Genomic DNA, 24,317 nt, shown 5'->3' on the forward strand with positions numbered 1-24,317 from the left:
AACCTCCAAAAAGAGAGGAATTGTATACATGGTTATTTTTTTATGGTGCGGACTCCGGAATTAGGGGGCCTAGCCGGGTTTTCCATTTAATATTACTATTTCTCCCGAATGTAGAAATCTAACTGGATGAAATCCATTTAGACCCCATGCCGCTGACTGCGACACCATCAGATGATGAAAATAGACGGATTTTCAAGGTAGGATGTGGCGGGGTAATATTACGAAACCTGAAAACGTTATTCGGGCAAAACATAACTAATCCATTTTCTTATGAAACTGTATATCGCTAATTCATCAAAATTGAAGATCACAGAGCCGGATTTCAGCCATATAACGATTGAGAGTTTCGTTATATTTGTTAATGGCATCGTTTTTAAGGCAATAACGTTACCCAGATTCGTTAGCGAGATTAAAACCGGAGGGGAGCCGGGCAGATGACCATCCATGCGTCTCGCCGCGGCACCATCAGATGATGAAAATAGATGGTTTTTTCAAGGTATGCGTGCCATTCCGCTTGTAACGATGCCAGCAGACGGTGAATTTGACGGATTCTCAAGGTAGTTATTCCGGAGGTAGAAAATCTGGTATTGATTTCTAGGTTGAGCCTGATTTTTAATTTATTATTGATAGTATAAGTTGTTTTTGCGCTCCTCCATAATTTCATTTATGGCATCTAAGTGACGTTTTTGGAGTTCTTTCTTCAAATGCAAGAAAAATAGATGGCTTGAAATGATAATAAAGACGGTTAGTCCTGACCATAAAATGACATTAGAAGTTGCAGCAACTTTTGTCATAACATTCACGATACCGACTAAATGTTCCGCTGGGTTAAAATTTGAGTCTACAATAATTTTATCGCTGTTATTCAAAAAATCTAAAATAGAAGCCGCCGAAGTAGCCAAGACTGAAATCGCAGCGAGCCCAACTGTAAAAGAAAGTTTTATCAATAAATCAGCTATTTGTAGTATAGGGGTGTCGAAGTAATGTGAATTTACTTCTCTTCTAGCGTACATTAATTCTTCGGGCTTCATTAATTTGTAGGCTCTGTAAAGTTTTTCATGAGTTTTGTGCTTTGATAAATTGAACCTTATAACTCTTTTCTTAACCAATTTGTCGATATTTCTTTTGAAAGTTAGATATGAACTAAAGAGATACAGAAATAGGGCAGCAACCAATATGACAAGCCCCCAGTGATAAAATTCCAAATTCCCATCCTCCAATATTTACTCTAGGATTAGTTTATCGGATAAATCACAAGGTTTATTTATATATTTTCAAATTGATATTCGAGAGGTGGTGTAATAAAGAAAGAAGCCTGCAGCGGGAAGAAGCCAAGAAGATGTGGATGGACAGCGGCGGAAGAATGAAGTTAAAGGTGGCAGTTAAGGTCCGTCGGACCATATTTTCAGTGTGCAAACTTATGAAAAGAAGAATAACTAACCTAAGCAATTTAACAAGACTTCTCAAAAGCCGGCAAATAGTGGATAATGGATAACGACTTATTTTATGAAGGATAAGAGAATGACAGCAGGCGGGCTGATTTCGAATAGGTGCAGTTAATGGAAGGAGTTGGATAGAATATGCAGCTTGTTGATTTGGAGCCGAAGCTCGGTGAGGAAGAAATCCGCGAGCTTCTGGAGGCTTGCGTTCAATATGACCCTGAGTTGTTGGACAGAGCAGTAGAGGAATACCGGTCAGACCCGGAATTGTCGATCCTGGGCCTGGATGTGGAAGATGAAATCGTGGGGCTGTTGGGAATTAGAAGCCGTCAGGATAATACGGTTCTCATCCGGCATTTATATGTTAAGCCCGAAGTGCGCGGGAATGGGCTTGGACGGGCGCAGCTGCTTGAATTGATTTCCTTGCGGAATCCGGACCACATTATAGCGGAAGTGGAGGAAGAATCGGTGGACTTCTTCCGGAATGTAGGATTCACGATTGTCAGCTTCAAGGAAGAAGACGGGCAGGAAAAATTTCGCTGCACCTATTCGGTTCATGAGCAAGTGGAGGACGAAGGATGAAGACAGTCTATAATTTTGTGACCGGCGGGCTTATCGTGTTCTTTGTATTTATTTCATTGGCTACCGTGGGCAAGCTGTCCGGTTATGACGTTGACTTCATTCCGATAGCGGAGTGGGCTACCAAGTATATTCTGCCGTGGATCGCTCTTTATTGGCTGATTCGATTGGTCCGGGCGGTAGAGGCCAAGCAGGGCCCGGATAAAACCGATTCCAAGGTTAGTTCTGAATAGCTACTATAGATACTTGGGGTACGCTTCCCTTATTTCACCCTACAAGGACGCCGAAAGGCGTCTTTTTACAGCTTAGAGTTCTTTATTATGTTAATGTGGTGCAGAGGCGAAGGTGCCTATGGCATAAAAATCTTCGCTAATATCGGTTTTCCTATCCAGTTCCAAGGCTACTCGCAAAGTACTGCATAAACCTTTATCGAAGTAAAGCCATGCAGAGAGACCGCGAATAGCGGAAGGGTTTAGCCGCCTGTAAAGCCGTACAAATTCCTGCGATTCTGCAGTTTTTATGAAGTGATTCTGAACACTCGGGTGAAAAGCCTGCGATAATGCAGCCGTGCCTATCTTTACCAATTTTCATTTTTCTTTTTATCGATAAAACTAAGCTTGTCCCTCCCAAAAATATATTTAAAAAATATTGACACAAAGAATGAGTGCCTTTATTATATAGTAATGTATTTTATTTTAATTAGTAAACTATTTAGTTTGCATAATACTTTATCGTTAAAGGAGTGATCCAATGCCTACGAACGATGAGTTGTCTAGATCGGTGGAATTATTCTGGCGGGTATCTAGAGGCTTGTCATCCATTTGGAAAAAAAAGTTTGAACAGCAGTTATCCAATACCCAGGCCTATATTTTAATTCACCTGGATTCGAAAGGTCCGCAGAAGATTACAAACCTGGCGGAAGTATTGGATATCACTCCCGGAGCGATTTCCAGCATCTCGGATAAATTAATAGCCGCCGGCTTAATTGTCCGATGCCGGGATGAAGTTGACCGGCGTGTCGTATACTTGGATATAACTCCAAAAGGTAAGAAAATGCTGAAAGAAATCAAAGAGGAAGCCAGGATTGTAGTTAATAAATGCTTTAACGGATTGCCTGAAGAAGACATACACCATTTAATTCGAATTTACGAAACCATTTTAATAAATATAGATAAATATCGAAGGGAGTAGGAGTATGGAGCATCTTTCAAACAAGAGAAAAGTTTCGATTATGATCGCGATCATGGCGGCCATGTTCTTCTCGGCTATCAACCAGACGATTATCGGAGTAGCCATGCCGCGGATCATTGCCAAGCTTGGAGGAATGGATTACTACACCTGGGCGATAACCATTTACTTATTGACCTCGACCGTAGCCACTGTTCTGGTCGGCAAGCTGTCCGATATTTATGGAAGAAAGCCGTTTGTGCTGGTCGGTATCGGGGTATTCATGCTGGGAGCTTTCTTATCCGGCTTCTCGAAGGATATTATCCAGTTGATCATATACCGCGGAATCCAGGGAGTCGGCGCAGGGATCATCATGTCAACCGCGTTTACCGCAGTCGGGGATCTGTACGCTCCTCGTGAGAGGGCCCGCTGGACCGGCTTAATGAGCGGGGTATTCGGTTTATCCAGTGTGCTGGGGCCGCCGCTCGGAGGCTATATTGTAGACCATCTGGATTGGCACTGGGTGTTCTGGCTCTTCCTGCCGCTTGGGATCGTCGCATTTATTATGATCATGACCCTTTTTCCAAAAGTGGAACGCAGACCCGGCGAATCCATCGACTATTTAGGTTCCTTGTTCCTGACGACAACCATCGTTCCGCTGCTGCTGGCTTTCTCGTGGGCAGGGGAAGGTGAAGGCAAATATGCTTGGGGCTCCTGGCAAATTATCGGGTTGTTTGCCGTTACCGCCGTCTCCCTGATCATTTTCCTTCTGGTGGAGATGAAGGCCAAGTCGCCTGTTCTGCCGTTATCCTTGTTCAAGAACAGTGTTGTTACGGTTTCCAATCTGTCCGGCTTCGTGCTGAATGCCGGAATGATGGGCGCGATCATCTACGTTCCCTTCTTCGTTCAAGGGGTTAAAGGAATTTCTCCCACCTATTCGGGGTATGTCACGATGCCGATGTCCATAGCGATGATCGTTACTATGGGTGTGGTCGGGCAAATGATTGCCAGAACGGGAAAATATAAAGCCAAGGCGATTGTAGGATTAATTATTATGGCTGCCGGAATGGTGCTGCTTCATTTCATGGGTGTAGACACGCCAATTTACATCACGATCATCTATATGTGTATTCTGGGCTTCGGCCTCGGGATCAGCATGCCGGTCTTCTCCTTGACGGTTCAGAATGCCGTGGAGCCGAAACAGCTTGGCGTCGCTACCGCTTCTTCGCAGTTGTTCCGGTCTTTGGGAGGAACTATCGGGATTGCTGTAATGGGTACGATAATGGGGCAGAGGATGACTTCCAAAATGACGGAGCTCTTCGCACCCGCAGCCGGAACAGCTCAGCAAGTTCCTATGGACCCGGCGCTGGCCGAGCAAATGCAGGAATTCCTGAACCCGCAGGCTCTGCTGGATCAGCCGAAGCTGGAGGAATTTATGAGCGGATTGCCGGTCGATATGCAAGCCTTGTTCAATGAATTCCTGGAGAAGGTTCGCGAAGCTTTGAGCTATGCCGTAACCAGTACTTTCCTGGCTGGTGCCATCGTCACCGTAGCTGCGGTGGTGCTGACGTTCTTCCTGAAGGAAATTCCGCTCCGTTCGGAGAAAGATGCCAAGCCGGCTGCCAAAGAAGCGGCAGAGGGCAAGAGAGCAGGGTTCAGCAAGCCAAGAACTGATTCTTGATCCGAATATCTGATCTCATATTGGCGGATATCGTTAAGCACGTAGAAAAGGACACCACTTCGGTGTCCTTTTTCTCTTGGCGGATTGACCAACCTATTCTTTTTACGAGCTTCCGGCTTATTGGTTGGTCTGCCATGCCCGGGTTTGGAGAGAGAAGAGAGGAATTTGCTGTTGCTCTTCCGGCCAGATGAATTATAATGGACTTTATCCAGTTTTATGCCATTGACTCGTTAAAGAGATGCAGATAAAAGTAACGAATAGTAAGGGGAGGAATGGAGTTGGAACGTCTAGAAGGTTGGATAGAGGATGTATCCATAGTCACTCCGGAGGAGGTTGTGCAGGGAAGCCTGCGAATGGAAGATGGCAGAATCGCAGAAATCAAGCCGCACGGCGGCCAGGGGGCGGCAAGAGAATCATTTGAAGTGCAGGACGGATTGTATCTGCTCCCGGGCATGATCGATCTGCATTGCGATGCGATTGAGAAAGAAGTCCAGCCGAGGCCGAATACTTTGTTTCCCATGGAAATGGCTTTACTCGAGCTGGAGAAGAAGCTGGCGGGCAACGGAATTACAACCATGTACCACTCTTTGTCGTTAGGAACCGGGCTTAGCCTGCGAGGGGACCATCTGATGACGGAGATGATCCGGCTAATCCGGAAGTATAGGGAAGAGCGGGCAATGATCCGCCACCGCATTCATCTGCGCTACGAAGTCATTCATCTGGATGGGTTGCCTCTGGCTGAAGAGCTGCTTCGCTCCGGCGCGGTAGAGTATCTGTCCTATATGAATCATGCCCCGGGCCAAGGGCAGTACCGGGCTCCCGGATCATTCGAGGCTTATGTGATGAAAAATCAGGGGGTATCCAAAGAGGAGGTCCGCCTCATTGCCCAGAACGCGCTGCAGAAGCAAGCACAAATAGATTGGCCCAGACTGCGGCAACTGTCTGAAGAGGCCAGAGAGCGCGGAATAGCGGTTGCATCCCATGACGACGATACCGAAGAAACGGTCAATACAGCATTAAGCTTCGGGGCTTCAGTCTCTGAGTTTCCGCTCAATTTGCCTACGGCCGAATATGCCAAACGCCAGGGATTGCAAATATGTGTCGGCGCCCCCAATATTGTCCGCGGAGGGTCTCACGATAAAAATATGAAGGCCATGGATGGCATCCAGGCCGGTGTGGTGGATATTCTCTGTTCCGATTATTATCCTTCATCCCTGTTGTCGGCTGTGTTCCTGATTGCGCATGAGGCGGGAATCGGTTTACCCCGAGCAGCGGCCATGGCCAGTCTGCATCCTGCAAGGGCGGTAGGGATTGATGATCGGCTCGGTTCGATTGAGGCCGGCAAACAGGCAGACCTGCTATTGGTCCAGGTTAAGGACGGATACCCGCTCGTTCGCAAAACATGGGTCAACGGAAGCCTGGTTTATGAAGCCAATTATTATCGCGAAAGAGAAAACAGATTTTAGGCGAATGAGTGGCCGGCCCGTTCACTTTGATGGGGAAAGGCGTCCATTCGCAGAAAGAGTCGATAAAACCTGTATCTGGTTCTTCATTAACCGGATCAGGTTTTTTGTTTTCTGCAGAAGGCCCGGGCGTTATGGTCCAAGAAATGCTAACAGATTCGATTTCCTTAGTTATTAACGAAGAAGAATATGAATAATAGCATTCCAAAAAGTTCAGCATAAGATTAAATTAGGCGTTGAAATTTGACGAAGAGTCGACTACAATAATGATAATGATTATCATTGTTACTTATTGACCATGATTAAGAGGAGCGTTTAGATATGAGTTTATTACTTCCGATCACTACCATCATCCTGGTCCTGCTTGGGAGCGCCTGTTTGTTTATGGCAATAGAGCATGATCGCCGGGTAAGCGCGCAATTCAGCAAGAAGAAGGCAAGTACCGTCAGAGCATACGGATCAGGCCCGGTGGAGGGGCTTCGCAGGCTTTTCCTTAAGGTTCGTAACGCTGAATAAGCTCAAGATGGAGAATGCCGAATGTGACAATGCGAAGCTTGGGCTGCATATGAGCCCGGTCGGACAGAAGCTTCAGTGAGGATTGAATAACGGATCTACGAAATGAACAGCCGGAGGACTGCGCAGAGACGCAGGTTCTTCGGCTGTTTGTCATTTGAGGAGTTGTTCGACAGGTAAATCTCCTCCCCCTGCACTTGTTCCCTGGCTTACAATCCCGGTTGATTTCGGCCTTGTCAAAAATGTGATCATTTAGATGAATAATGGGAAGATTATATAAAGAGTATTGCAGAAGTGAGGTGATACGATGCCGACAACAATGGAGACCGACGTCAATCATGAAGCGGTGGATAAGGTCAAGGAGATGATTAAAGATATCGAAACGGCGATGTTATCCACCATATCGGAGGGGGGCATCAACTCCAGGCCGATGCAGACGCAGGATATTGAATTTGACGGGGACTTGTGGTTTTTGACGAAGAAGGATACGACCAAGTTCCGTGAAATTATGGAGAATCCTAGCGTCAATATCGCGTACGTAGGCCAATCCTATGTGTCTATTCGCGGTACAGCAGAAATTGTGGACGATCTTGAGCGGAAGAAAGAACTGTGGAAAAAAGGATACGAGAAGTTTCTGGATACGACATATGAAGACCCCAATATCGTATTGATCAAAGTTCGGTCAGAAACGGCGGAATATTGGGAAACGGGAAATAAAATGAAAACCGTAAAAGCTTTTTTTAGAAAAATGGCGGGCAAGCCGCCGGAGGATGACGAGGAGATCAATAAAACTATTCATTTGAACCATTAGCCCAAATCATTTGACAGCAATGAGAGAACGCAGGACCTCCCTGGAGATCCTGCGTTTTTGATATTCTTCCAGGGGCTGACCTTAACAGATAAAATCTGCCGGGGATAACCCCTTTTAACGTGTAAATTATACCTTGCCGGACTCGCGATTCATGGCAGAGAGGGCTCACGGCTCCGTCCGGAACCCGCCGATGGAGGGGGAGGTGCGGTGAGCGGCTATTTCATCGTTAGTTGTCCGGATATGCTCTGGATACCCATAGCTTCCGTGCTCGCTGAGATCCAGGCCTTCCATCTCTTCCTGGGGAGTTACCCGCAGCCCGAACCATTTCTTGATGGCATACAGACAGAGGAAGGAGAGGGCGAAGGCATAGCCTCCTGCTGCCAAGACCCCGTAAAATTGCACCCATAGCTGCTCCAGGCTCCCGGTGTACAACCATCCTCCTTGGCCGACTCCGACCTTGGAGGCGAGCTCGGGAGAAGCCAGGAAGCCGGTGGACAGCGTTCCCCAGATGCCGGCCGCTCCGTGAACGGATAGCGCGGAGATCGGGTCATCGATCCGTCTTCTTTCGAGCCATTGGGCGCTGACGAAAACGAGCCCTCCGGCAATCCCTCCAATCAAAATTGCGGCCCAAGGCTCCACGAAGGCGCAGGAGGCGGTAATGGCGACAAGCCCGGCCAGATAGCCGTTTAATATGACGGGAATGTCGGCCCTCTTGTGCCGTATCCAGGATACCGCCATAGCGGACAGGGCACTGGCTCCCGCGGCGAGCTGCGTATTCATAGCGACGAAAGCGAAGAACCCGTCTCCGACCGTCAGCGTGCTGCCGGCATTAAATCCGAACCAGCCTATCCATAGAAAACATACACCAAGTGTAGTGTAGACCTGGTTATGGCCGGGGATTTCGTTGGCAGACCCGTCGCGGTTATATTTGCCCAGCCGCGGTTTAAGTAAAATGGTGGCGGCCAAAGCGGCCATAGCTCCGGTGAGATGGACAACAGTCGAACCGGCGAAATCCTGCTTGCCGTGCTCGCCTAGCCAACCCCCTCCCCAAATCCAGTGGGCCACTACCGGGTAAACCAAAATCGAGAACAGCAGGGTGAACAGGACGTAAACCGACAGCTTCGCACGTTCGGCAAAACCTCCCCAGGCGATGGAGAGGGAGACGGCGGCGAAGGCCAGCTGGAACAGGAAGAACACGGCGGGTGGAAGGGAGTCGGAGGCGGCAGGAGCAAACATGAATTGGCCCCAGCCGATGAAGGAATTTCCCGATTCCCCGAAGATCAAGCCGTAGCCGGCAAACCAGAAGACGAGCGAGCACAAGCCTACGGTTATAACGGTTTTGCCCGCGATATGTCCGGCGTTCTTCATTCGGGTCGAGCCCGTCTCCAGCAGGACGAAGCCCGCTTGCATCAACAGAACCAGAACGGCCGCCACCATCACCCATAATGTGTCCAAGCCGACGGCCAATGAGGAAACGCCCTCTGCTTCCTCCGCAGCCATGGCCTTTAACGGAAGCAGCGATCCGAAGCAAACGGTGGACGCTCCCGCTATCGCTTTTCTGACAAGAGAATGACATTGTTTCATCAAGCTTCAGCTCCTTTTGTCACTTTTTCTTACTTCATCCCACTTGTACGCCTAATGATAAAAGGAGATTAGACCATGGTGCAACAAACCTGTAAGGTAATGTGACGAGCTTTTTTAAGTTAGGGGTGATTAAGCGGAGGGCGTTCTATAAAAAGAGGCTGAAAATAAAAAAAGGATGAAACCTGACGCCGGTTGACCGGCTAGGGTTCCTCCCCGTTTGGATCTGCAGATGGTCATGGACTGAACAAAGGTCAGCTTGGCGGCCGATGGCGATTAAATTGGACGTTGAGCTGTCCTTTAAGCATTTCCTCGCGCATTTTTTCTTTGCTGATCTGCTTTTTCTCCCGCTCCCGCATTTTATGGATCTCATACGTTTGCATGCCGTCCTCCATTTTATTGGCCACTTCCACCAGCATATCGACATCCTCGAAGGAAAATTTGCGGGTTCCGCCTTTGGAGCGTTCGGGAACGACCAGTTTTCGTTCTTCATAATAGCGGATTTGCCTGACGGACAATCCCGTAAGCTCGCTGACCGTGCCGATCGGGATGACCTTCTTTTCTCTGTACGATACCATGGTTATTCCCTCCTTCTTATACGATCATCACCTTTCATATTCCACTCATGACAGCTTTTGAAGATTTTGTTTATTTGCCGCATTGGATAGTTTATATTAGGATACAAGCTGCCTTCAATACCGGCTTATTCATCTTGAGACGGCTCCGGTAAGGAGTTTTTTTCAATTTATCACATGCATTCCCGTGAAAGGAATGAGTTTGTTATATTATTTGACATCAAATGTATGAATAAGGTCTATAACTTATATTAATTGTCGGCAAATCCAGGGTTACATATATAAAAAGGCCGCTGTTTTTTCGTACACTGTCTCGAACCTCAAATTTTATGTCATATAATCTAACACAATTGTGGACCGGACCCCCGAACCTGTGAAAAAATGCCCTTGTAACTAACAACGATGGAGGGTTCGATGATGAAAACCAATCGATTTAGCGCAGAACAGATTCTTCGGATGGCCAAGGAAGAAAATGTCCGGTTCGTCCGCCTGCAATTCACGGATATGCTCGGAACGATCAAGAACGTGGAAATTCCGGTCAGCCAACTGCCGAAGGCGCTGGACAACAAAATGATGTTTGACGGATCCTCGATCGAAGGGTTTGTGAGGATAGAAGAATCCGATATGTACCTGTATCCCGAGCTGGATACGTGGATGATATTCCCATGGACGACAGGGGACGGCAAGGTGGCCCGCTTAATCTGTGACGTCTATAACCCGGATGGCACCCCGTTCGCGGGCGATCCGCGGAGCGTGCTGAAGAAAGTGCTCAAAGAGGCCGAGCAGCTTGGTTTTACCGCGATGAACGTCGGTCCGGAACCGGAATTTTTCCTCTTCAAAACAGATTCCAACGGCGAGCCGACGATGGAAGTGAACGATAAGGGAGGGTACTTTGACTTGGCGCCCAGCGATTTGGGAGAGAACTGCCGCCGGGATATCGTCATTACCCTCGAAAGCATGGGCTTTGAAATCGAAGCCTCCCACCATGAAGTGGCGCCGGGACAGCATGAGATCGATTTTAAATATTCCAACGCGGTAGAGGCGGCGGATAGCATCCAAACGTTCAAGCTGGTGGTCAAGACGATTGCGAGAAATCACGGTCTTCACGCTACCTTTATGCCTAAGCCGCTATATGGGATCAACGGATCCGGCATGCACTGCCATCAATCTCTGTTCCGCGGCAAGGAGAACGCCTTCTATGACGCCAACGACGACTTGGGCTTGAGCCTGACGGCGAAGCAGTATTTGGCGGGGCTGTTAAAGCACGCCAGAGGATTCGCGGCCATTACGAATCCGACTGTCAACTCTTACAAAAGACTGGTACCGGGCTATGAAGCGCCTTGTTATGTCGCCTGGTCGGCCAAGAACCGGAGTCCGTTAGTCCGCATTCCGGCCAGCAGAGGCTTGAGCACCCGGATCGAATTAAGAAACCCGGATCCGGCGGCTAATCCGTACCTGGCTCTCGCTGTCATGCTGGCTGCGGGATTGGACGGCATAAAGAACAACTATACCTTGTGTGCCCCTACGAACCAAAATATATACACAATGGATGACCTGGAGAGAAAGCGCCACAAAATCGACAGCCTTCCTTCTTCGTTAAAGGAAGCGATCGAGGAGCTGCGCGCCAACGAAGTGATCGTGTCCGCTCTGGGTGATCATATCGTCTCTCACTTTATCGAGGCGAAGGAAATCGAATGGAATCTGTTCCGGCTGCAGGTACATCCTTGGGAGCGGGAGCAGTATATGACTGCCTATTAAGCTCAGTCCCTCCTTCCATTATGGTAGGAGGGGCTTATTTTGTCACAAGCCGTGATTCCGGTTGGTCGGAAGCGGCTTTTTTATATGTGTCTCGTTTTGTTCGGGTGTTCCAAAATGTGGGAAAGATGCCGATTGAAGAATGAAACCAATTCATTATTTTAATCATCTCATGATGGATAGATCATTTTTATTTATCTCAATTAAAAATTTGCTTATGGCAAATTATCTGACAAACCAATGGATGCATAACGGCATCCCGTTTACGATTAGTACCATCGTTACAGTAGACAGGAGGAGGATAAAGATGACAGACAGCGCATTTCCAAACAAACAGGGACTATACGATCCTGCATTCGAGCATGATGCGTGCGGGATCGGTGTAATAGCAAATATCAAAGGGGTCCCATCCCACGACATTGTCACACAGGCGCTGGAAACTTTATGCCGCCTCACTCATCGCGGGGGACAGGGGGCAGACCCTGCCAGTGGAGACGGAGCGGGTATCTTGACCCAGATCCCCCACAAGCTGCTGCTAAGAGAGAGCAGCCGGGCCGGATGGAAGCTTCCCGAAGCGGGCAGGTACGGGGCAGGCATGATATTCCTGCCGTCCGAGGACAAGGCCCGCCGCGAATGCGAGCAAGGACTCGAGCGGATTGCAGAGGAGGAAGGCTATCAGGTGCTCGGCTGGAGGACGGTGCCGACGAAGGATGCTGTACTCGGGCCGACAGCGGCGAATTCCAAGCCGTACATCCGGCAGTGGCTCATCACCCCGGAACAGGGGATGGAGATAGGGGAAGGTGCCCTGGAGCGAGGGCTATACGTCATCCGTAAGCGGGCGGAACGGGAAATCGGCCTTGCGCAGGCCAAGGCGGGCCGGACCTTCTACTTCGCCAGCCTGTCCAGCCGGACCATGGTTTACAAGGGCCTGCTGCTTCCGGAGCAATTGCCTGCCTTCTACACGGATTTGCAGGATACGGACTATGAATCGGCCCTCGCTTTGGTCCATTCCCGCTTCAGCACCAATACGTTTCCAAGCTGGGAGAGGGCCCATCCGAACCGTTACATGATCCACAATGGGGAAATCAATACCATCAAGGGCAACGTCAACTGGATGCTGGCCCGCGAGGCGGCCTGCAGCGGCGGACCTTTCGCGGATCTGTCCCAAATCCGTCCGGTCATCGACCTGTCCGGAAGCGATTCTTCGATGCTGGATAATGCTTTGGAGTTTCTCCACTTATCCGGGCGGTCATTGGTCCACTCGGTCATGATGATGGTTCCGGAACCCTGGTCCAAGGACGCGGGGATGGAGGAAGGCAAGAGGGCGTTCTACGAGTATCATAGCTGCCTGATGGAGCCCTGGGACGGCCCCGCCGCTTTGGCCTTCACCGACGGTAAGCAGATAGGCGCCTGTCTGGACCGCAACGGTTTGCGTCCGACCCGCTATTATGTGACCCGGGACGACCGGATCATTCTATCCTCCGAGGTGGGAGTCGTCGATGTGCCGCCGGATAACATCCTGTACAAGGAAAGGCTCCATCCCGGACAAATGCTGCTGGTCGACCTGGAGCAGGGACGCATTGTACCCGATGAGGAAATCAAGCGCAGCGTCAGCTCCGAACAGCCTTATCGCCAATGGCTGGATGAGCATTTGCTTGATCTGGGGCAGCTTCCGGATGCAGAGGGCGAGCCGTCGGGGGAATCCGGCCCGGCATCCGATCCAGCCAGGCTGCAGCATGCGTTCGGCTATACCTTCGAGGAAATTGCCAAGGGGCTGCGTCCGCTGCTTCTCAAGGGCGAAGACCCTGTAGGCTCAATGGGCTATGATGCGCCCCTGGCGGCTCTGTCTACGAAACCGCAGCTTCTGTACAGCTATTTCAAGCAAATGTTCGCCCAGGTTACGAATCCGCCGATCGATGCTTTTCTTGAAGAGATGATTACCTCGGTAGAGGTCACTATAGGGGCCGAGGGAGATTTGCTTCAGCCGGGCCCGGATAGCTGCCGGCGCATCCGGCTGAAGGCTCCGGTATTGTCCAATGAAGAGCTTGGACGCATTCGGAGCAGCAAGCTTCCGGGCTTGCGGGCCGATACTCTGTCCATGACATTCGTTGTCGGGGAAGGGGAACGCGGCCTGGAGGAAGCGCTGAAGACCTTGTTCCAATCTGCAGAAGCGGCGATAGACGAAGGGGCATCGCTGCTTATCCTGTCCGATCGGGGAATTGGCCGCGGACAGGCACCGATCCCGGCGCTGCTGGCCGTCTCCGGGTTGCATCATCACCTGATTCGCAGCGGTAAACGGACGAAAGCCAGCCTGCTGGTGGAATCCGGGGAGCCGCGGGATGTGCACCATATCGCCTTGCTGTTGGGCTATGGAGCCAGCGCGGTTAATCCCTATCTGGTATTTGACACCGCAGCGCAGCTGATCTCGCGGGGACAACTGGAGGAGCTTTCGTTAGAGCAGGCGGTTCGGAATTATATTGCCGGGATCAAGAAGGGGCTCCTGAAGGTGATGGCCAAGATGGGCATTTCCACCGTTCAGAGCTACATTGGGGCGCAAATATTTGAAGCGCTCGGTATTCACGGAGACGTGATCGATACCTACTTCCCGCGGACACCGTCGCGAATCGGCGGTATCGGCCTGGCAGAGATTGCGGAAGAAGCGCTGATGCGGCACCGCCGGGCCTATCGTTCGGAGCGTCCTGAGCCGCTTCAGCCAGGAGATGAATTCCAATGGAGGCCGGGCGGCGAGGAGCATCTCTTCTCTCCGCAGACCATTCACGCTCTGCAGCAGGCCTGCCGCAGCAACGATTACGACCTGTTCAGAAAATATAGCGCCGGAATCGATCAACATGCCAAAGCTCACTGCACTTTGCGCGGTCTGCTTGAGCTTGTTCCCGGGCGGAAGCCGGTTCCGATCGAGGAGGTCGAACCGGTCGAAGCGATCGTTGCCCGCTTCAAGACCGGAGCGATGTCGCTCGGCTCCATCAGCAAGGAAGCCCATGAGGCGATGGCCATTGCGATGAACCGGATAGGCGGCCGGAGTAATTCCGGTGAAGGCGGCGAGGATCCGGGACGGTATGTAACGGATGAGAATGGCGACCATCGCGTCAGCGCAATCAAGCAGGTAGCCTCCGGACGGTTCGGGGTCACCAGCCATTACCTGATTCACGCGGACGAAATCCAGATCAAGATGGCTCAGGGAGCCAAGCCGGGAGAGGGAGGGCAGCTTCCTGCCCATAAAGTGTACCCGTGGATCGCCGAAGCCCGGGGCTCGACGCCCGGAGTGGAGCTGATCTCGCCGCCGCCGCATCATGACATATACTCCATTGAGGATTTGGCCGAGCTGATTCACGATCTGAAGGAAGCCAATCCGCGCGCGAGGATCAATGTGAAGCTCGTGTCCGAAGCGGGAGTGGGTACGATAGCTGCGGGAGTGGCCAAGGCCGGTGCCGATGTGATTCTGATCAGCGGATATGACGGGGGGACCGGGGCCGCCTCGCGCAACAGCATCAAGCATGCGGGTATGCCGTGGGAAATCGGCTTGGCCGAGGCGAATCAGACGCTGCAGCTGAACGGGCTGCGCAGTCGCGTCAGGCTGGAGACGGACGGCAAGATGATGAACGGCCGCGATGTGGTCATCGCCTCGCTTCTTGGGGCGCAGGAATTCGGCTTTGCCACAGTACCGCTCGTCGTGATGGGCTGCGTAATGATGCGAGTCTGCCACCTGGACACCTGTCCGGTTGGCATTGCTACGCAAAATCCGGAGCTGCGCCGCACCTTCGCGGGCGATCCCGGCCATCTGGTCAACTTCATGTATTTTGTCGCCCGTGAAGTGAGGGAATGGATGGCCCGGCTCGGTTTCCGGACGATGGAAGAGATGGTCGGTCGGACGGATTGCCTGCGGATCAACCTGCCGCAGGATCATTGGAAAGTCTCCGGCCTCGACCTGTCCCCGCTTCTGTACAGAGTTCCGGGAGAACCGGAGGATCAGCACCGGCCAGATGGAGGAGAAACGCAACCGGCGGAGGAAACGGCGGTGAAAGGGGACTCGCCCTCGCAGCTTCTCCAATCGGATGACGCTGCCGATCCGATGCGGCTTTTGTCCTTGTGTGCAGCCGCCCTGGATCGTCGGGAACGAATACAGGCGATCCTTCCCATCCGCAATACCGACCGCGCGGCCGGAACCCGGCTGGGCAGCGAAGTGACCCGCAGATATGGGGCGGAGGGGCTGCCGGACGGCACGATCCAGCTGCACTTTCACGGTAGTGCCGGACAAAGCTTCGGCGCCTTTATCCCACGGGGAATCACGCTTACGCTCGAAGGCGATGCCAACGATTATGTCGGCAAAGGGCTGTCCGGCGGCAAGCTGGCGGTCTATCCGCCGGTGCAGTCCGGATTCGCGGCGGAAGACAATATCATTATCGGCAACGTGGCCCTGTACGGTGCGACATCCGGCGAGGCATATATTCGGGGAATCGCCGGCGAGCGCTTCTGTGTCCGCAACAGCGGAGCCGAGGTTGTTGTGGAAGGAGTCGGCAACCACGGCTGCGAGTATATGACCGGCGGGCGGGTCGTTGTTCTCGGAAGGGTCGGGCACAATTTCGCCGCCGGCATGTCGGGAGGCGTCGCTTATGTATGGAGCCGGCAAATGGCGGAAGTCGAGGCGAGGTGCAACCTGAAGCTGGTTGAGCTGGAGATGCTCGCGGATACGGAGGATGAAGGCCGAGTCAGGGCAATGCTGGAGAAGCATCTTCGCTATACGGACAGTGCTGTTGCACGGCGTATTCTGGAGGATTGGGAGAGGGAGGCGAAGCGGTTCGTGCGCATCATTCCGAAGGAATACAGGCGGATGATCCGGACGATTGAGCGCTTCCGGGCTTCCGGGGTTTCCCATGAGGAGGCGGCCTTGGCGGCGTTTCAGGAAAGAAGGAAGGCTCAATAAGGAGGAGCCCGCTGAACCAAGCTGAACTTGGATCAACCCGGCGAGCATCTGCTCCAATCTATTCGGAGCTCGCTTACAGACGGAAATTATAGAACGTTAAGCCATAACGGATTAATAGAGGCTGTCGATTCATTGCGGGAAAGGCGTTAAACAGGATGTTGTACAAGTGAAAAGTCCAACAGCGAAAACGTAACGGACCTGGGAGACTCTATTTCGTCAAAACAGGCGGTTTTTTTAGACTAACGGACACCGTTGCTCTTATTGCTTGGAATTCTCCTGCTTTCGCATGCATTTCTTGAGAATAAGGTCATCCAAGTCCGTTAAAATGACCGAAAGGCCCTTCTGGAGTGAATAAGGTCTCTGAGGTCCGTTAAAACCAAACCGTGCAGCATTTGCGCATGATCTTTGGTTGTATACCATTAATCGACAGTCTCCAATAGAAGGATAGGAGGGGCAATGGATGGGTAAGCCGACAGGATTTATGGACTACCGCCGGGCGAAGCAGCCAGAACGCGAGCCGGCGGCAAGATTGCAGGACTGGAACGATCTGTACCGGTCTCTGCCTGAAACAGCGCTGCGGGAGCAAGGAGCCCGCTGTATGGACTGCGCCGTCCCTTTCTGTCAGACGGGGGGAGCGATAGAAGGGATGGTCACGGGATGTCCCGTCCATAATCTCATTCCCGAATGGAATGATCTGGTGTTCCGGGGGCATTGGCGGGAGGCCTTGGAACGGCTGCATATGACGAATAACTTTCCGGAATTTACGGGAAGGGCCTGCCCCGCCCCCTGCGAAGGCTCATGTGTCGCCGCCTTGTACGATTCCCCGGTGGCCATCAAATCGATAGAAAGGGCCATTATCGACAGAGGCTTCGAGGAAGGATGGGTTGTCCCCCGTCCCCCCGGAACGCGAACCGGGAAGAAGGTGGCTGTCGTCGGTTCGGGCCCGGCGGGACTCGCTTGCGCGGATCAACTGAATCAGGCGGGACACGAGGTTACCGTATTCGAACGCCATGACCGGATCGGCGGGCTGCTGACTTATGGAATTCCCAAGATGAAAATAGAGCAATCCGTCATTGACCGGCGGGTGAAGCTGTTGAAGGAGGAAGGAATCCGTTTTGTCACAGACTTTGAGGTAGGCAAGGATCATCCGCTGGAGGAATTGAGACGGGGGTTTGACGCGGTGGTGCTTTGTATCGGAGCGACCGCCCCGAGGGATTTGCCGGTCGAAGGCCGGGAGCTTGCGGGTATTCACTTCGCCATGGATTTCCTGCACGCGAATACGAAGAGCCTGCTGGATTCCGGGCATCGGGATAATCAATATATTTCTGCCAAAGGGAAGGATGTGCTCGTGATCGGCGGAGGAGATACCGCTACGGACTGCATCTCGACCGCCATGAGGCACGGCTGCAGAAGCATAACGCAATTTGATATCTATCCCCGCAAGTCATCGGCAAGGGAAGCGGACAATCCTTGGCCGCAGTGGCCGCTTGTGCACAGACGCGATTCCGGCCAAGTGGAGGCCGAAGCGGTATTTGGCGACGATCCTCGCGAATTTGCGGTTCTGACGAAGGAGTTCATCGGCGATTCGGAGGGCCGGGTATCCGGAGTGAGAAGCGTCCGTCTGCGTACGGTGGAAGGAACGTCGGGGAGCCGGGTTCGGGAGGAAGTACCGGGAAGCGATCAGATTTGGCCGGCACAGCTCGTTCTGCTTGCTATCGGCTTCAGCGGACCGGAGCAGGATGTTCTGCAGCGAATGGGCATCCGTACGAATGAGCGTTCCTGCATTGACGCTAAGTTCGGAGAATACGCGACGAACCTGGACGGAGTCTTTGCTGCAGGGGATGCGCGCCGGGGGCAGAGCTTGATCGTCTGGGCCATTCGTGAAGGCCGGGAGGCCGCAGCCGCCTGTGACCGGTATTTGCGGGCACGTTGAGTAAGATGGCGGAGTGAGCCGGCTTGACTCGAAGATTCTCTGTCATTTGCTGGAACTGGAACGCATGAAGCTTTATATTATCGAAACTTATCTTTGTCAGGAGGGGAGCGCATGGAGCCATCAGGAGGGTTCATTCCCAAATTATTAGCCGACAGGATTGGCGGCGAGAGGTTCGGCCAGGAGACTGAAATTTATAAATTCGAAAAAATAAAACGCGCCAAGCAATGGGCGCTGCGGCAGCATCCCGGGAAAGAATTGATCGATCTGGGAGTTGGAGAGCCGGACGAGATGGCCGATCTGCGGGTCGTCCGCCTGCTCGCCGAGGAAGCCGCCAAGCCGGAAAACCGGTTCTATGCCGATAACGGCGTCTTCGAATTCAAGCAGGCAGCCAGCGACTATATGGGGCAGGTATTCGGCGTGGCCGGAATCGATCCGCACAGCGAGATCAACCACGTGATTGGTTCCAAGCCGGCCTTGGCGATGCTCCCGTACGCTTTTATCAATCCGGGGGATGTCGCTCTTATGCCCTCGCCGTGTTATCCGGTTCTCGGCACGCATACCGAATATTTGGGCGGTCGCGTCGTATCTTTGCCCTTGACGGAGGACAACCGGTTCTTACCGGACTTGGATGCCCTGCCGGACGATCTATTGCGCAAGGCCAAGCTGTTATATCTGAACTATCCGAACAATCCGACGGGTGCTTCCGCCACACCGGAATTTTTCGAGAAGGTCGTGCGCTTCGCGAAGCATAACGGGATTGCGGTCGTACACGACGCTGCTTATTCGGCTCTCGTGTTCGACGGGGAGAAGCCCCTCAGCTTTCTGTCCTTACCGGGTGCCAAGGAGGTGGGGGTGGAGCTTCATTCCTTGTCGAAGTCGTACAATATGACGGGCTGGAGAATCGGATTTATCGCCGGCAACCCGTTAATGGTGAAGGCTTTCGCCACCATCAAGGACAACTGCGATTCGGGCCAGTTCATCCCGATTCAGAAAGCGGCCGCTTTCGCTCTCAACAACCCGGATATCACGCGCAGAATCAGCGAGAAGTATTCGCGGCGGCATGATATGCTGGTGCAGGTTTTGCGCGAAGCGGGGTTTCGGGCGCACAAGCCGAAAGGCTCCTTCTTCCTGTATACCGAAGCACCCAAAGCGGTCAAAGGCGGACCGGAATTTGGCAGTGCCGAGCAATTCAGTGATTATTTAATCCGTCATCACTTGATCTCTACCGTTCCCTGGGACAATAACGGAGAACGCTATGTCCGCTTTTCCGTTACTTTCCAGGCCGGCAGCGAGCAGGAGGAACGGCGGATTATAGATGAAATCAGACGAAGATTGGCTGAGGCCGACTTCCTATTTTGACGGGGGAGGGAGAACAGCTATGAAGTTTGCCAAGATGCATGGTCTGGGAAACTGTTACGTTTACGTAAATCAATGGCAGGAGCTCATTCCGGAGGAGAGGCTGGAGCTGCTGGCAAGGGTTGTATCCGATGTTCATACCGGAGTCGGTTCGGACGGGCTGATTCTCATAGGCCCTTCGGAATGCGCCGATTTTCGCATGCGAATCTTCAATGCTGACGGCTCGGAAGCGAAAAATTGCGGCAATGGGCTAAGATGCGTGGCTAAATACGTGTATGAACGCCGCATGATCGACCGGCGCGAGTTTACGATCGAAACGCTGGGGGGAACAGTATCGGTAGAGGTCGATGCGGACTTCGGCCGCAAGGTGAGGCAGGTTACAGTCGATATGGGAGCGCCCCGCTTAACGAAAGCGGAGGTCCCCATGCTCGGGGACCCAGCAAGCACTACAATCGATGAGGAAGTAGCGATCGTCTCCGAAACTTACCGGCTAACCGCCTTGTCCATGGGAAATCCTCATGCCATTCTGTTCGTCCCCGATGTGAATGAAGTGCCTATTCATGAAATCGGTCCTTCGATTGAGTTTGCCCCCATATTCCCGGAACGGGTTAACGTCGGATTCGTTCAGGTAAGGGGGCCCCGGGAGATCGATTACCGGGTATGGGAGCGGGGCTCGGGAATCACGCAAGCTTGTGGCACCGGAGCCTGTGCGGCGGTTGCTGCCGGAATTTTGAACGGGCTGCTGGAGCGGAACACCCCGATCACTGTCCACCTGCTTGGTGGCGATCTGGAAATTGTGTGGTCTGAAAATTCACATATTTATATGAAGGGACCGGCGGAGTTTATTCTGGACGGCGAATTCTTTCCCGCGCAGAAGACTTGACTGGTTGCAATATGCATGATAGTTTTAATTATTGGGGGAAATTATTTGTTCTGTGCATATCCCTACTTTTACTATTAGAATTCAATGAATTGGGGACGGGATATTCGTTTTCCCGTTTTCCCGTTCTTGCAGATAGCTATGAAAATGACCAACAGGAGGTACGCTAATGAGATCAACCGCCACAGTCAGCTTCCGCAGTTACTTTTTGATCTTAGCATTCGTCCTGTTGACTACTTTTATTTCCTCCTCTTTGTTTGTGGATACCAGCCATCCTTTGGTTGAAGAATCTCCGACACTCGTCTCTTCCATTAAAGAGCATTCGATTATAACCACCCGAAATACCGCCAAGATCGGCCTCATATGGCTTCATAAATGGCTGTCCTGGATTCCGCTATTCCCTCTATTGCTGCTGGTTTTGGCTTTGCCGCCTATAATTTATTTGTTTCGTTTCATTCCCCTTGCTATAAAGGGCATATTTCTAATGCCTATTAAATTTACCTCGACTTACGTTGTTTAATCACGTTAACTATCTACCTCGTTAATTATTTTAACCAAACAAACTTCAGTCAAGCTTTCTTTACCTCCGATTCCGCCTGTAGACGGATATAAGGGGAGGGCTAATTAAGTGCGCCTATTTTCAAAACTAGTTAAGAAATTTGTGAATAATTTATGCAGTTTGGCCTTTATATAAATGAAATAATGAATCTAATTCATATTTTGTCGGACAGACCCATTTTGTGAAATCCGATGGAATCGTGCTGTAAAGTTCGATCGTTATAAAAAATCACCTTACGAAGCCGGGAAACCCGACTTATATTGTGAATAAAGAAAGCGGAGGGACTATCATTTTGAATATCCGTGAATCTGATTTGCCTGGAATTGGCCGCAAGTTTCAACTGGACACGCGCTCCGGTGACAAGTTGGTTGTCATTATTCATGACGATGGGAGAAGAGAACTGTTTCACTTCGACTATAAGGATCCCGAAGAAAGTATCTCTATGGTTACATTGGATGATGAGGAGTCCAGAATGATTGCAGGGATCATAGGAGGAATGACTTATCGCCCCCGTGCGTTGGAAACGATCGATGTCGCACTCGACGATCTGGTCATCGAGTGGTACAAGATCGAGCAAGATGCCCGTTGCGTAGGGTCCAGCATAGGAGACCTCGATGTGCGCAAGAGGACGGGCGCATCCATCCTGGCGGTCGTAGAGAAGAATCATAATAAATATATTAATCCGGGACCAGACTATCCACTAAAGGCAGATTCCACTCTAATTGTCGCGGGAGAAAGACAACATATCAAGAAGCTGAAGAGGTTTTTGCTAAACGGAGACGAATAACAGGGGGGAATTATGGATACGATCATTTTTGAAGTAGGATTGGCTATTTTATTGGTGGCAACAGTAGGTTTGATCGCAACGAAGCTTCGCTTTTCGGTCATTCCCTTCTATATATTGGTCGGGATGGCTGTCGGCCCGCATGCCCCCCACGTATGGATTTTTGATTTCCGGTTTATTGAAAGCTCCGAATTTATTGATTTTATGGGCCGGCTTGGCGTCCTGTTCCTGCTTTTCTATCTGGGGCTGGAGTTTTCGGTGGGGCGGCTGATGAAATCCGGAAAATCGATTGTCATTGGCGGGCTGTTCTATATTATTATTAACTTCCTGTTCGGACTCCTTCTCGGTTGGATGATGGGTATGCCGCTCAAGGAAACCTTGGTCATCGCGGGAATCATGACCAGCTCGTCCACGGCCATTGTAGCCAAAGTATTGGTGGACCTTAAACGGACGGCCAACCGGGAAACGGAAATCATCATGGGAATGATCATGTTCGATGACTTGTTTATTGCCGTTCATATTTCGATTCTGTCGGGGCTGGTGTTAAGCGGAGCGACCTCCTTCCTGGGGGTACTGCTGACATCGTTATCGGCTCTTATCTTCATTCTCTTGTTCCTTATTGTAGGACGCAGAGTCATCAAGTATGTGGATAAAGGGCTGAATATATCATCGCCCGAGTTATTCCTATTGGTTATTCTGGCCGCACTGTTTCTCATTGCGGGATTTTCGGAAACGTTCCATGTGGCCGAAGCTATCGGTGCTCTGATGGTCGGGCTCGTATTGGCTGAATCGGTTCACGTCAAGCGGATCGAGCAGCTCATCTTGCCCTTCCGTGATTTCTTCGGGGCGATGTTCTTCTTCAGCTTCGGATTAACAATCGCCCCTGCGTCCCTGGGCGGAGCGGTCGGCATGGCATTATTGGCGGTGGTGCTGACGATTATCGGGAATCTGGTTGCCGGCATGCTGGCGGGCAAAATCGCCGGAATCTCGCCGCGAGCTTCCGTCAATATCGGTCTGACCCTATCCTCACGCGGAGAGTTCTCCATCATTATGGCCAATATTGGCAAAGCGGGCGGACTGCTTCCGGTTGTCCAATCGTTCGCGGTGCTGTATGTGCTGCTTCTGGCCATACTTGGACCGCTCTTGACGAAGGAATCCAAACGGATTTACAACCTGGCGGTTAAGCTGTTCGGCAGAGGCAATAAAACAGAGCAGCCGGGGCAATAGCAACCCGTTGAATAACACAACTAATAACAAAGGCCATGCGGTCCCCGGGAATGGATAGGGGCATCACATGGCCTTTTGGCGTGGGACAGGGCTATTGCTGCTTCTTGAGCTGCAGCAGGGCTCTAAGTTTCTTTAATTGCTCTCTTTCGCCGGTAGCGACGAGGGTGCAATGAGCGGTTAGCACATGCTCGGGTCCGGGATTGATTACCTTGGTATGTCGTGTCTTATCGATAACCGCTATGATGACGGCACCGGAAGCTTGTCTGATCGTCAGCTCGCCGATCGTTTGGCCGACGCAGGCGGCATCCGGTTCGATTTTAAACCATTCAATAACAAGGTCCTCCAGGGACATCTCGATTTCTTCCAAAGCCTTGGGCTTATAGCTCATGCCGCCGATAATTGCGGCCATTTGCCTCGCTTCGTCGTCTTCTAGGGAGATGTTGGACAAGCATTCTTCCTGCTCATCTTCGCCAAAGTGATATATTTCGCGCAGTCCGTTGTCATGAATGACGACGACCACGGAATCTCCGGTACGGGTTTGCAGTTGAAATTTACGGCCGATTCCCGGCAAATCGACTTCTTTGATATTCAATGGTTGGACCTCCTTTTCTTCCTATTGCTTTACAAATGTGGTTTCTATTATACATGAGCTTGCCGATTCGAGCGATAGCCAGTTGCAAGGCCCGGCAAAATCGATTAGCATAAATCGCGAGAGGGTTAAGGGGGAGAGGCGGAAGAATGAAATTATTGATTATTTATTTGCTGCTGGTCAACGGGCTCGGCTATTGGTCAATGGGACGGGACAAGGCTCTGGCCGGCAAGGGAAAGAGAAGAATTCCCGAAAGAAGGCTGTTCGGTCTGGCTCTGGCGGGAGGTGCGGTCGGGTCGTGGTTGGGGATGAGAAGGTTTCGTCATAAGACGAAGCATTCTTCCTTCGTGATCGGGATTCCTCTGCTGATTGCGGTGAACGCTGTTTGCGTTTATGGAGTCTGGAGGCTAATATTAAGCGTTTGATTAGGCCGGAGCTCCGGTCTCTTCATACACATCAAAACTCCCCTTGCCGCCGAAGCGA

At 51.4% G+C, this 24,317-nt stretch carries 20 protein-coding genes; 16 read left to right on the forward strand and 4 right to left on the reverse strand.

Features of this window, described 5'->3' with window-relative positions:
- Window positions 1-620: 620 nt before the first annotated feature.
- Window positions 621-1,205 (reverse strand): hypothetical protein, encoded by a 585-nt coding sequence (locus ACTHRH_RS23355; protein WP_144933699.1) that lies wholly within the window; start codon window positions 1,203-1,205, stop codon window positions 621-623.
- 375 nt (window positions 1,206-1,580) lie between these two features.
- Between ACTHRH_RS23355 and ACTHRH_RS23360 the strand changes: the two genes are divergently transcribed.
- The 7 genes from ACTHRH_RS23360 (at window position 1,581) to ACTHRH_RS23390 (ending at window position 7,653) form a co-directional block, all read left to right on the forward strand.
- Entirely contained in the window at window positions 1,581-2,021 is a 441-nt protein-coding gene (locus ACTHRH_RS23360; protein ID WP_379287138.1) for a GNAT family N-acetyltransferase, read from the forward strand.
- Complete coding sequence (locus ACTHRH_RS23365; protein WP_144933701.1) at window positions 2,018-2,251, forward strand: hypothetical protein; 234 nt, start codon at window positions 2,018-2,020, stop codon at window positions 2,249-2,251. The genes ACTHRH_RS23360 and ACTHRH_RS23365 overlap by 4 nt, the downstream gene beginning before the upstream one ends.
- 517 nt (window positions 2,252-2,768) lie before the next feature.
- On the forward strand, window positions 2,769-3,209 hold the full coding sequence (locus ACTHRH_RS23370) for a MarR family winged helix-turn-helix transcriptional regulator (RefSeq protein ID WP_144933702.1): 441 nt from the start codon (window positions 2,769-2,771) through the stop codon (window positions 3,207-3,209).
- Window positions 3,210-3,213: 4 nt separating this feature from the next.
- Window positions 3,214-4,866 carry an MDR family MFS transporter gene (locus ACTHRH_RS23375; RefSeq protein ID WP_379287135.1) on the forward strand — a complete coding sequence of 551 codons (1,653 nt, stop codon included), beginning with the start codon at window positions 3,214-3,216 and terminating at the stop codon, window positions 4,864-4,866.
- 278 nt (window positions 4,867-5,144) lie between these two features.
- Window positions 5,145-6,332, forward strand: a complete 1,188-nt coding sequence (gene phnM / locus ACTHRH_RS23380) for a phosphonate metabolism protein PhnM (RefSeq protein WP_440417866.1) — start codon at window positions 5,145-5,147, stop codon at window positions 6,330-6,332.
- Window positions 6,333-6,650: 318 nt separating this feature from the next.
- Window positions 6,651-6,845, forward strand: a complete 195-nt coding sequence (locus ACTHRH_RS23385; protein ID WP_144933705.1) for a hypothetical protein — start codon at window positions 6,651-6,653, stop codon at window positions 6,843-6,845.
- Between the two features lie 304 nt (window positions 6,846-7,149).
- Window positions 7,150-7,653: a pyridoxamine 5'-phosphate oxidase family protein gene (locus ACTHRH_RS23390; protein WP_260982000.1), complete on the forward strand. Its 504-nt coding sequence runs from the start codon at window positions 7,150-7,152 to the stop codon at window positions 7,651-7,653.
- A 165-nt stretch (window positions 7,654-7,818) separates the two neighbouring features.
- On the opposite strand, the gene ACTHRH_RS23395 is transcribed toward ACTHRH_RS23390, so the two are convergent.
- Window positions 7,819-9,237: an ammonium transporter gene (locus ACTHRH_RS23395; RefSeq protein WP_440417891.1), complete on the reverse strand. Its 1,419-nt coding sequence runs from the start codon at window positions 9,235-9,237 to the stop codon at window positions 7,819-7,821.
- Window positions 9,238-9,488: 251 nt separating this feature from the next.
- Window positions 9,489-9,812 (reverse strand): MerR family transcriptional regulator, encoded by a 324-nt coding sequence (locus ACTHRH_RS23400; protein WP_144933706.1) that lies wholly within the window; start codon window positions 9,810-9,812, stop codon window positions 9,489-9,491.
- A gap of 414 nt (window positions 9,813-10,226) precedes the next feature.
- Between ACTHRH_RS23400 and glnA the strand changes: the two genes are divergently transcribed.
- From glnA to ACTHRH_RS23440, 8 genes are all read left to right on the forward strand, one after another.
- On the forward strand, window positions 10,227-11,567 hold the full coding sequence (gene glnA, locus ACTHRH_RS23405) for a type I glutamate--ammonia ligase (RefSeq protein WP_144933707.1): 1,341 nt from the start codon (window positions 10,227-10,229) through the stop codon (window positions 11,565-11,567).
- Between the two features lie 304 nt (window positions 11,568-11,871).
- Entirely contained in the window at window positions 11,872-16,506 is a 4,635-nt protein-coding gene (gene gltB, locus ACTHRH_RS23410) for a glutamate synthase large subunit (RefSeq protein WP_440417869.1), read from the forward strand.
- A gap of 460 nt (window positions 16,507-16,966) precedes the next feature.
- The gene (locus ACTHRH_RS23415) at window positions 16,967-18,439 is read left to right on the forward strand and encodes a glutamate synthase subunit beta (RefSeq protein ID WP_379287127.1); all 1,473 of its coding nucleotides are present in this window, start codon (window positions 16,967-16,969) and stop codon (window positions 18,437-18,439) included.
- A 111-nt stretch (window positions 18,440-18,550) separates the two neighbouring features.
- Window positions 18,551-19,798: an LL-diaminopimelate aminotransferase gene (locus tag ACTHRH_RS23420; protein ID WP_379287125.1), complete on the forward strand. Its 1,248-nt coding sequence runs from the start codon at window positions 18,551-18,553 to the stop codon at window positions 19,796-19,798.
- Between the two features lie 19 nt (window positions 19,799-19,817).
- Entirely contained in the window at window positions 19,818-20,678 is an 861-nt protein-coding gene (dapF, locus tag ACTHRH_RS23425; RefSeq protein ID WP_144933711.1) for a diaminopimelate epimerase, read from the forward strand.
- A 166-nt stretch (window positions 20,679-20,844) separates the two neighbouring features.
- Window positions 20,845-21,195, forward strand: a complete 351-nt coding sequence (locus tag ACTHRH_RS23430; protein WP_144933712.1) for a hypothetical protein — start codon at window positions 20,845-20,847, stop codon at window positions 21,193-21,195.
- A gap of 331 nt (window positions 21,196-21,526) precedes the next feature.
- Entirely contained in the window at window positions 21,527-22,021 is a 495-nt protein-coding gene (locus tag ACTHRH_RS23435; protein WP_144933713.1) for a cation:proton antiporter regulatory subunit, read from the forward strand.
- A gap of 12 nt (window positions 22,022-22,033) precedes the next feature.
- Window positions 22,034-23,245: a cation:proton antiporter gene (locus ACTHRH_RS23440; protein WP_440417872.1), complete on the forward strand. Its 1,212-nt coding sequence runs from the start codon at window positions 22,034-22,036 to the stop codon at window positions 23,243-23,245.
- Window positions 23,246-23,336: 91 nt separating this feature from the next.
- Here ACTHRH_RS23440 and ACTHRH_RS23445 read toward each other — a convergent pair whose 3' ends face one another.
- Window positions 23,337-23,837 carry a cation:proton antiporter regulatory subunit gene (locus ACTHRH_RS23445; RefSeq protein WP_144933715.1) on the reverse strand — a complete coding sequence of 167 codons (501 nt, stop codon included), beginning with the start codon at window positions 23,835-23,837 and terminating at the stop codon, window positions 23,337-23,339.
- A 146-nt stretch (window positions 23,838-23,983) separates the two neighbouring features.
- Here ACTHRH_RS23445 and ACTHRH_RS23450 point away from each other — a divergent pair, with 146 nt between their 5' ends.
- Window positions 23,984-24,259, forward strand: coding sequence for a DUF1294 domain-containing protein (locus ACTHRH_RS23450; RefSeq protein ID WP_144933716.1), 276 nt, complete (start codon window positions 23,984-23,986; stop codon window positions 24,257-24,259).
- Window positions 24,260-24,317: the final 58 nt, after the last annotated feature.

The organism is Paenibacillus sp. SAFN-117 (genome assembly GCF_051966115.1).
In the GTDB taxonomy this organism is placed as follows: domain Bacteria; phylum Bacillota; class Bacilli; order Paenibacillales; family NBRC-103111; genus Paenibacillus_L; species Paenibacillus_L residui.

What these genes read in the sequence shown, in the direction of transcription:
- glnA (WP_144933707.1), top strand. Translation starts at nt 10,227, where the DNA reads ATGAAAACCAATCGATTTAGCGCAGAACAGATTCTTCGGATGGCCAAG.
- ACTHRH_RS23430 (WP_144933712.1), top strand. Translation starts at nt 20,845, where the DNA reads ATGAGATCAACCGCCACAGTCAGCTTCCGCAGTTACTTTTTGATCTTA.
- ACTHRH_RS23385 (WP_144933705.1), top strand. Translation starts at nt 6,651, where the DNA reads ATGAGTTTATTACTTCCGATCACTACCATCATCCTGGTCCTGCTTGGG.
- ACTHRH_RS23400 (WP_144933706.1), bottom strand. Translation starts at nt 9,812, where the DNA reads ATGGTATCGTACAGAGAAAAGAAGGTCATCCCGATCGGCACGGTCAGC.
- ACTHRH_RS23365 (WP_144933701.1), top strand. Translation starts at nt 2,018, where the DNA reads ATGAAGACAGTCTATAATTTTGTGACCGGCGGGCTTATCGTGTTCTTT.
- ACTHRH_RS23440 (WP_440417872.1), top strand. Translation starts at nt 22,034, where the DNA reads ATGGATACGATCATTTTTGAAGTAGGATTGGCTATTTTATTGGTGGCA.
- ACTHRH_RS23450 (WP_144933716.1), top strand. Translation starts at nt 23,984, where the DNA reads ATGAAATTATTGATTATTTATTTGCTGCTGGTCAACGGGCTCGGCTAT.
- ACTHRH_RS23420 (WP_379287125.1), top strand. Translation starts at nt 18,551, where the DNA reads ATGGAGCCATCAGGAGGGTTCATTCCCAAATTATTAGCCGACAGGATT.
- gltB (WP_440417869.1), top strand. Translation starts at nt 11,872, where the DNA reads ATGACAGACAGCGCATTTCCAAACAAACAGGGACTATACGATCCTGCA.
- ACTHRH_RS23415 (WP_379287127.1), top strand. Translation starts at nt 16,967, where the DNA reads ATGGGTAAGCCGACAGGATTTATGGACTACCGCCGGGCGAAGCAGCCA.
- ACTHRH_RS23390 (WP_260982000.1), top strand. Translation starts at nt 7,150, where the DNA reads ATGCCGACAACAATGGAGACCGACGTCAATCATGAAGCGGTGGATAAG.
- ACTHRH_RS23375 (WP_379287135.1), top strand. Translation starts at nt 3,214, where the DNA reads ATGGAGCATCTTTCAAACAAGAGAAAAGTTTCGATTATGATCGCGATC.
- ACTHRH_RS23370 (WP_144933702.1), top strand. Translation starts at nt 2,769, where the DNA reads ATGCCTACGAACGATGAGTTGTCTAGATCGGTGGAATTATTCTGGCGG.
- ACTHRH_RS23360 (WP_379287138.1), top strand. Translation starts at nt 1,581, where the DNA reads ATGCAGCTTGTTGATTTGGAGCCGAAGCTCGGTGAGGAAGAAATCCGC.
- dapF (WP_144933711.1), top strand. Translation starts at nt 19,818, where the DNA reads ATGAAGTTTGCCAAGATGCATGGTCTGGGAAACTGTTACGTTTACGTA.
- ACTHRH_RS23395 (WP_440417891.1), bottom strand. Translation starts at nt 9,237, where the DNA reads ATGAAACAATGTCATTCTCTTGTCAGAAAAGCGATAGCGGGAGCGTCC.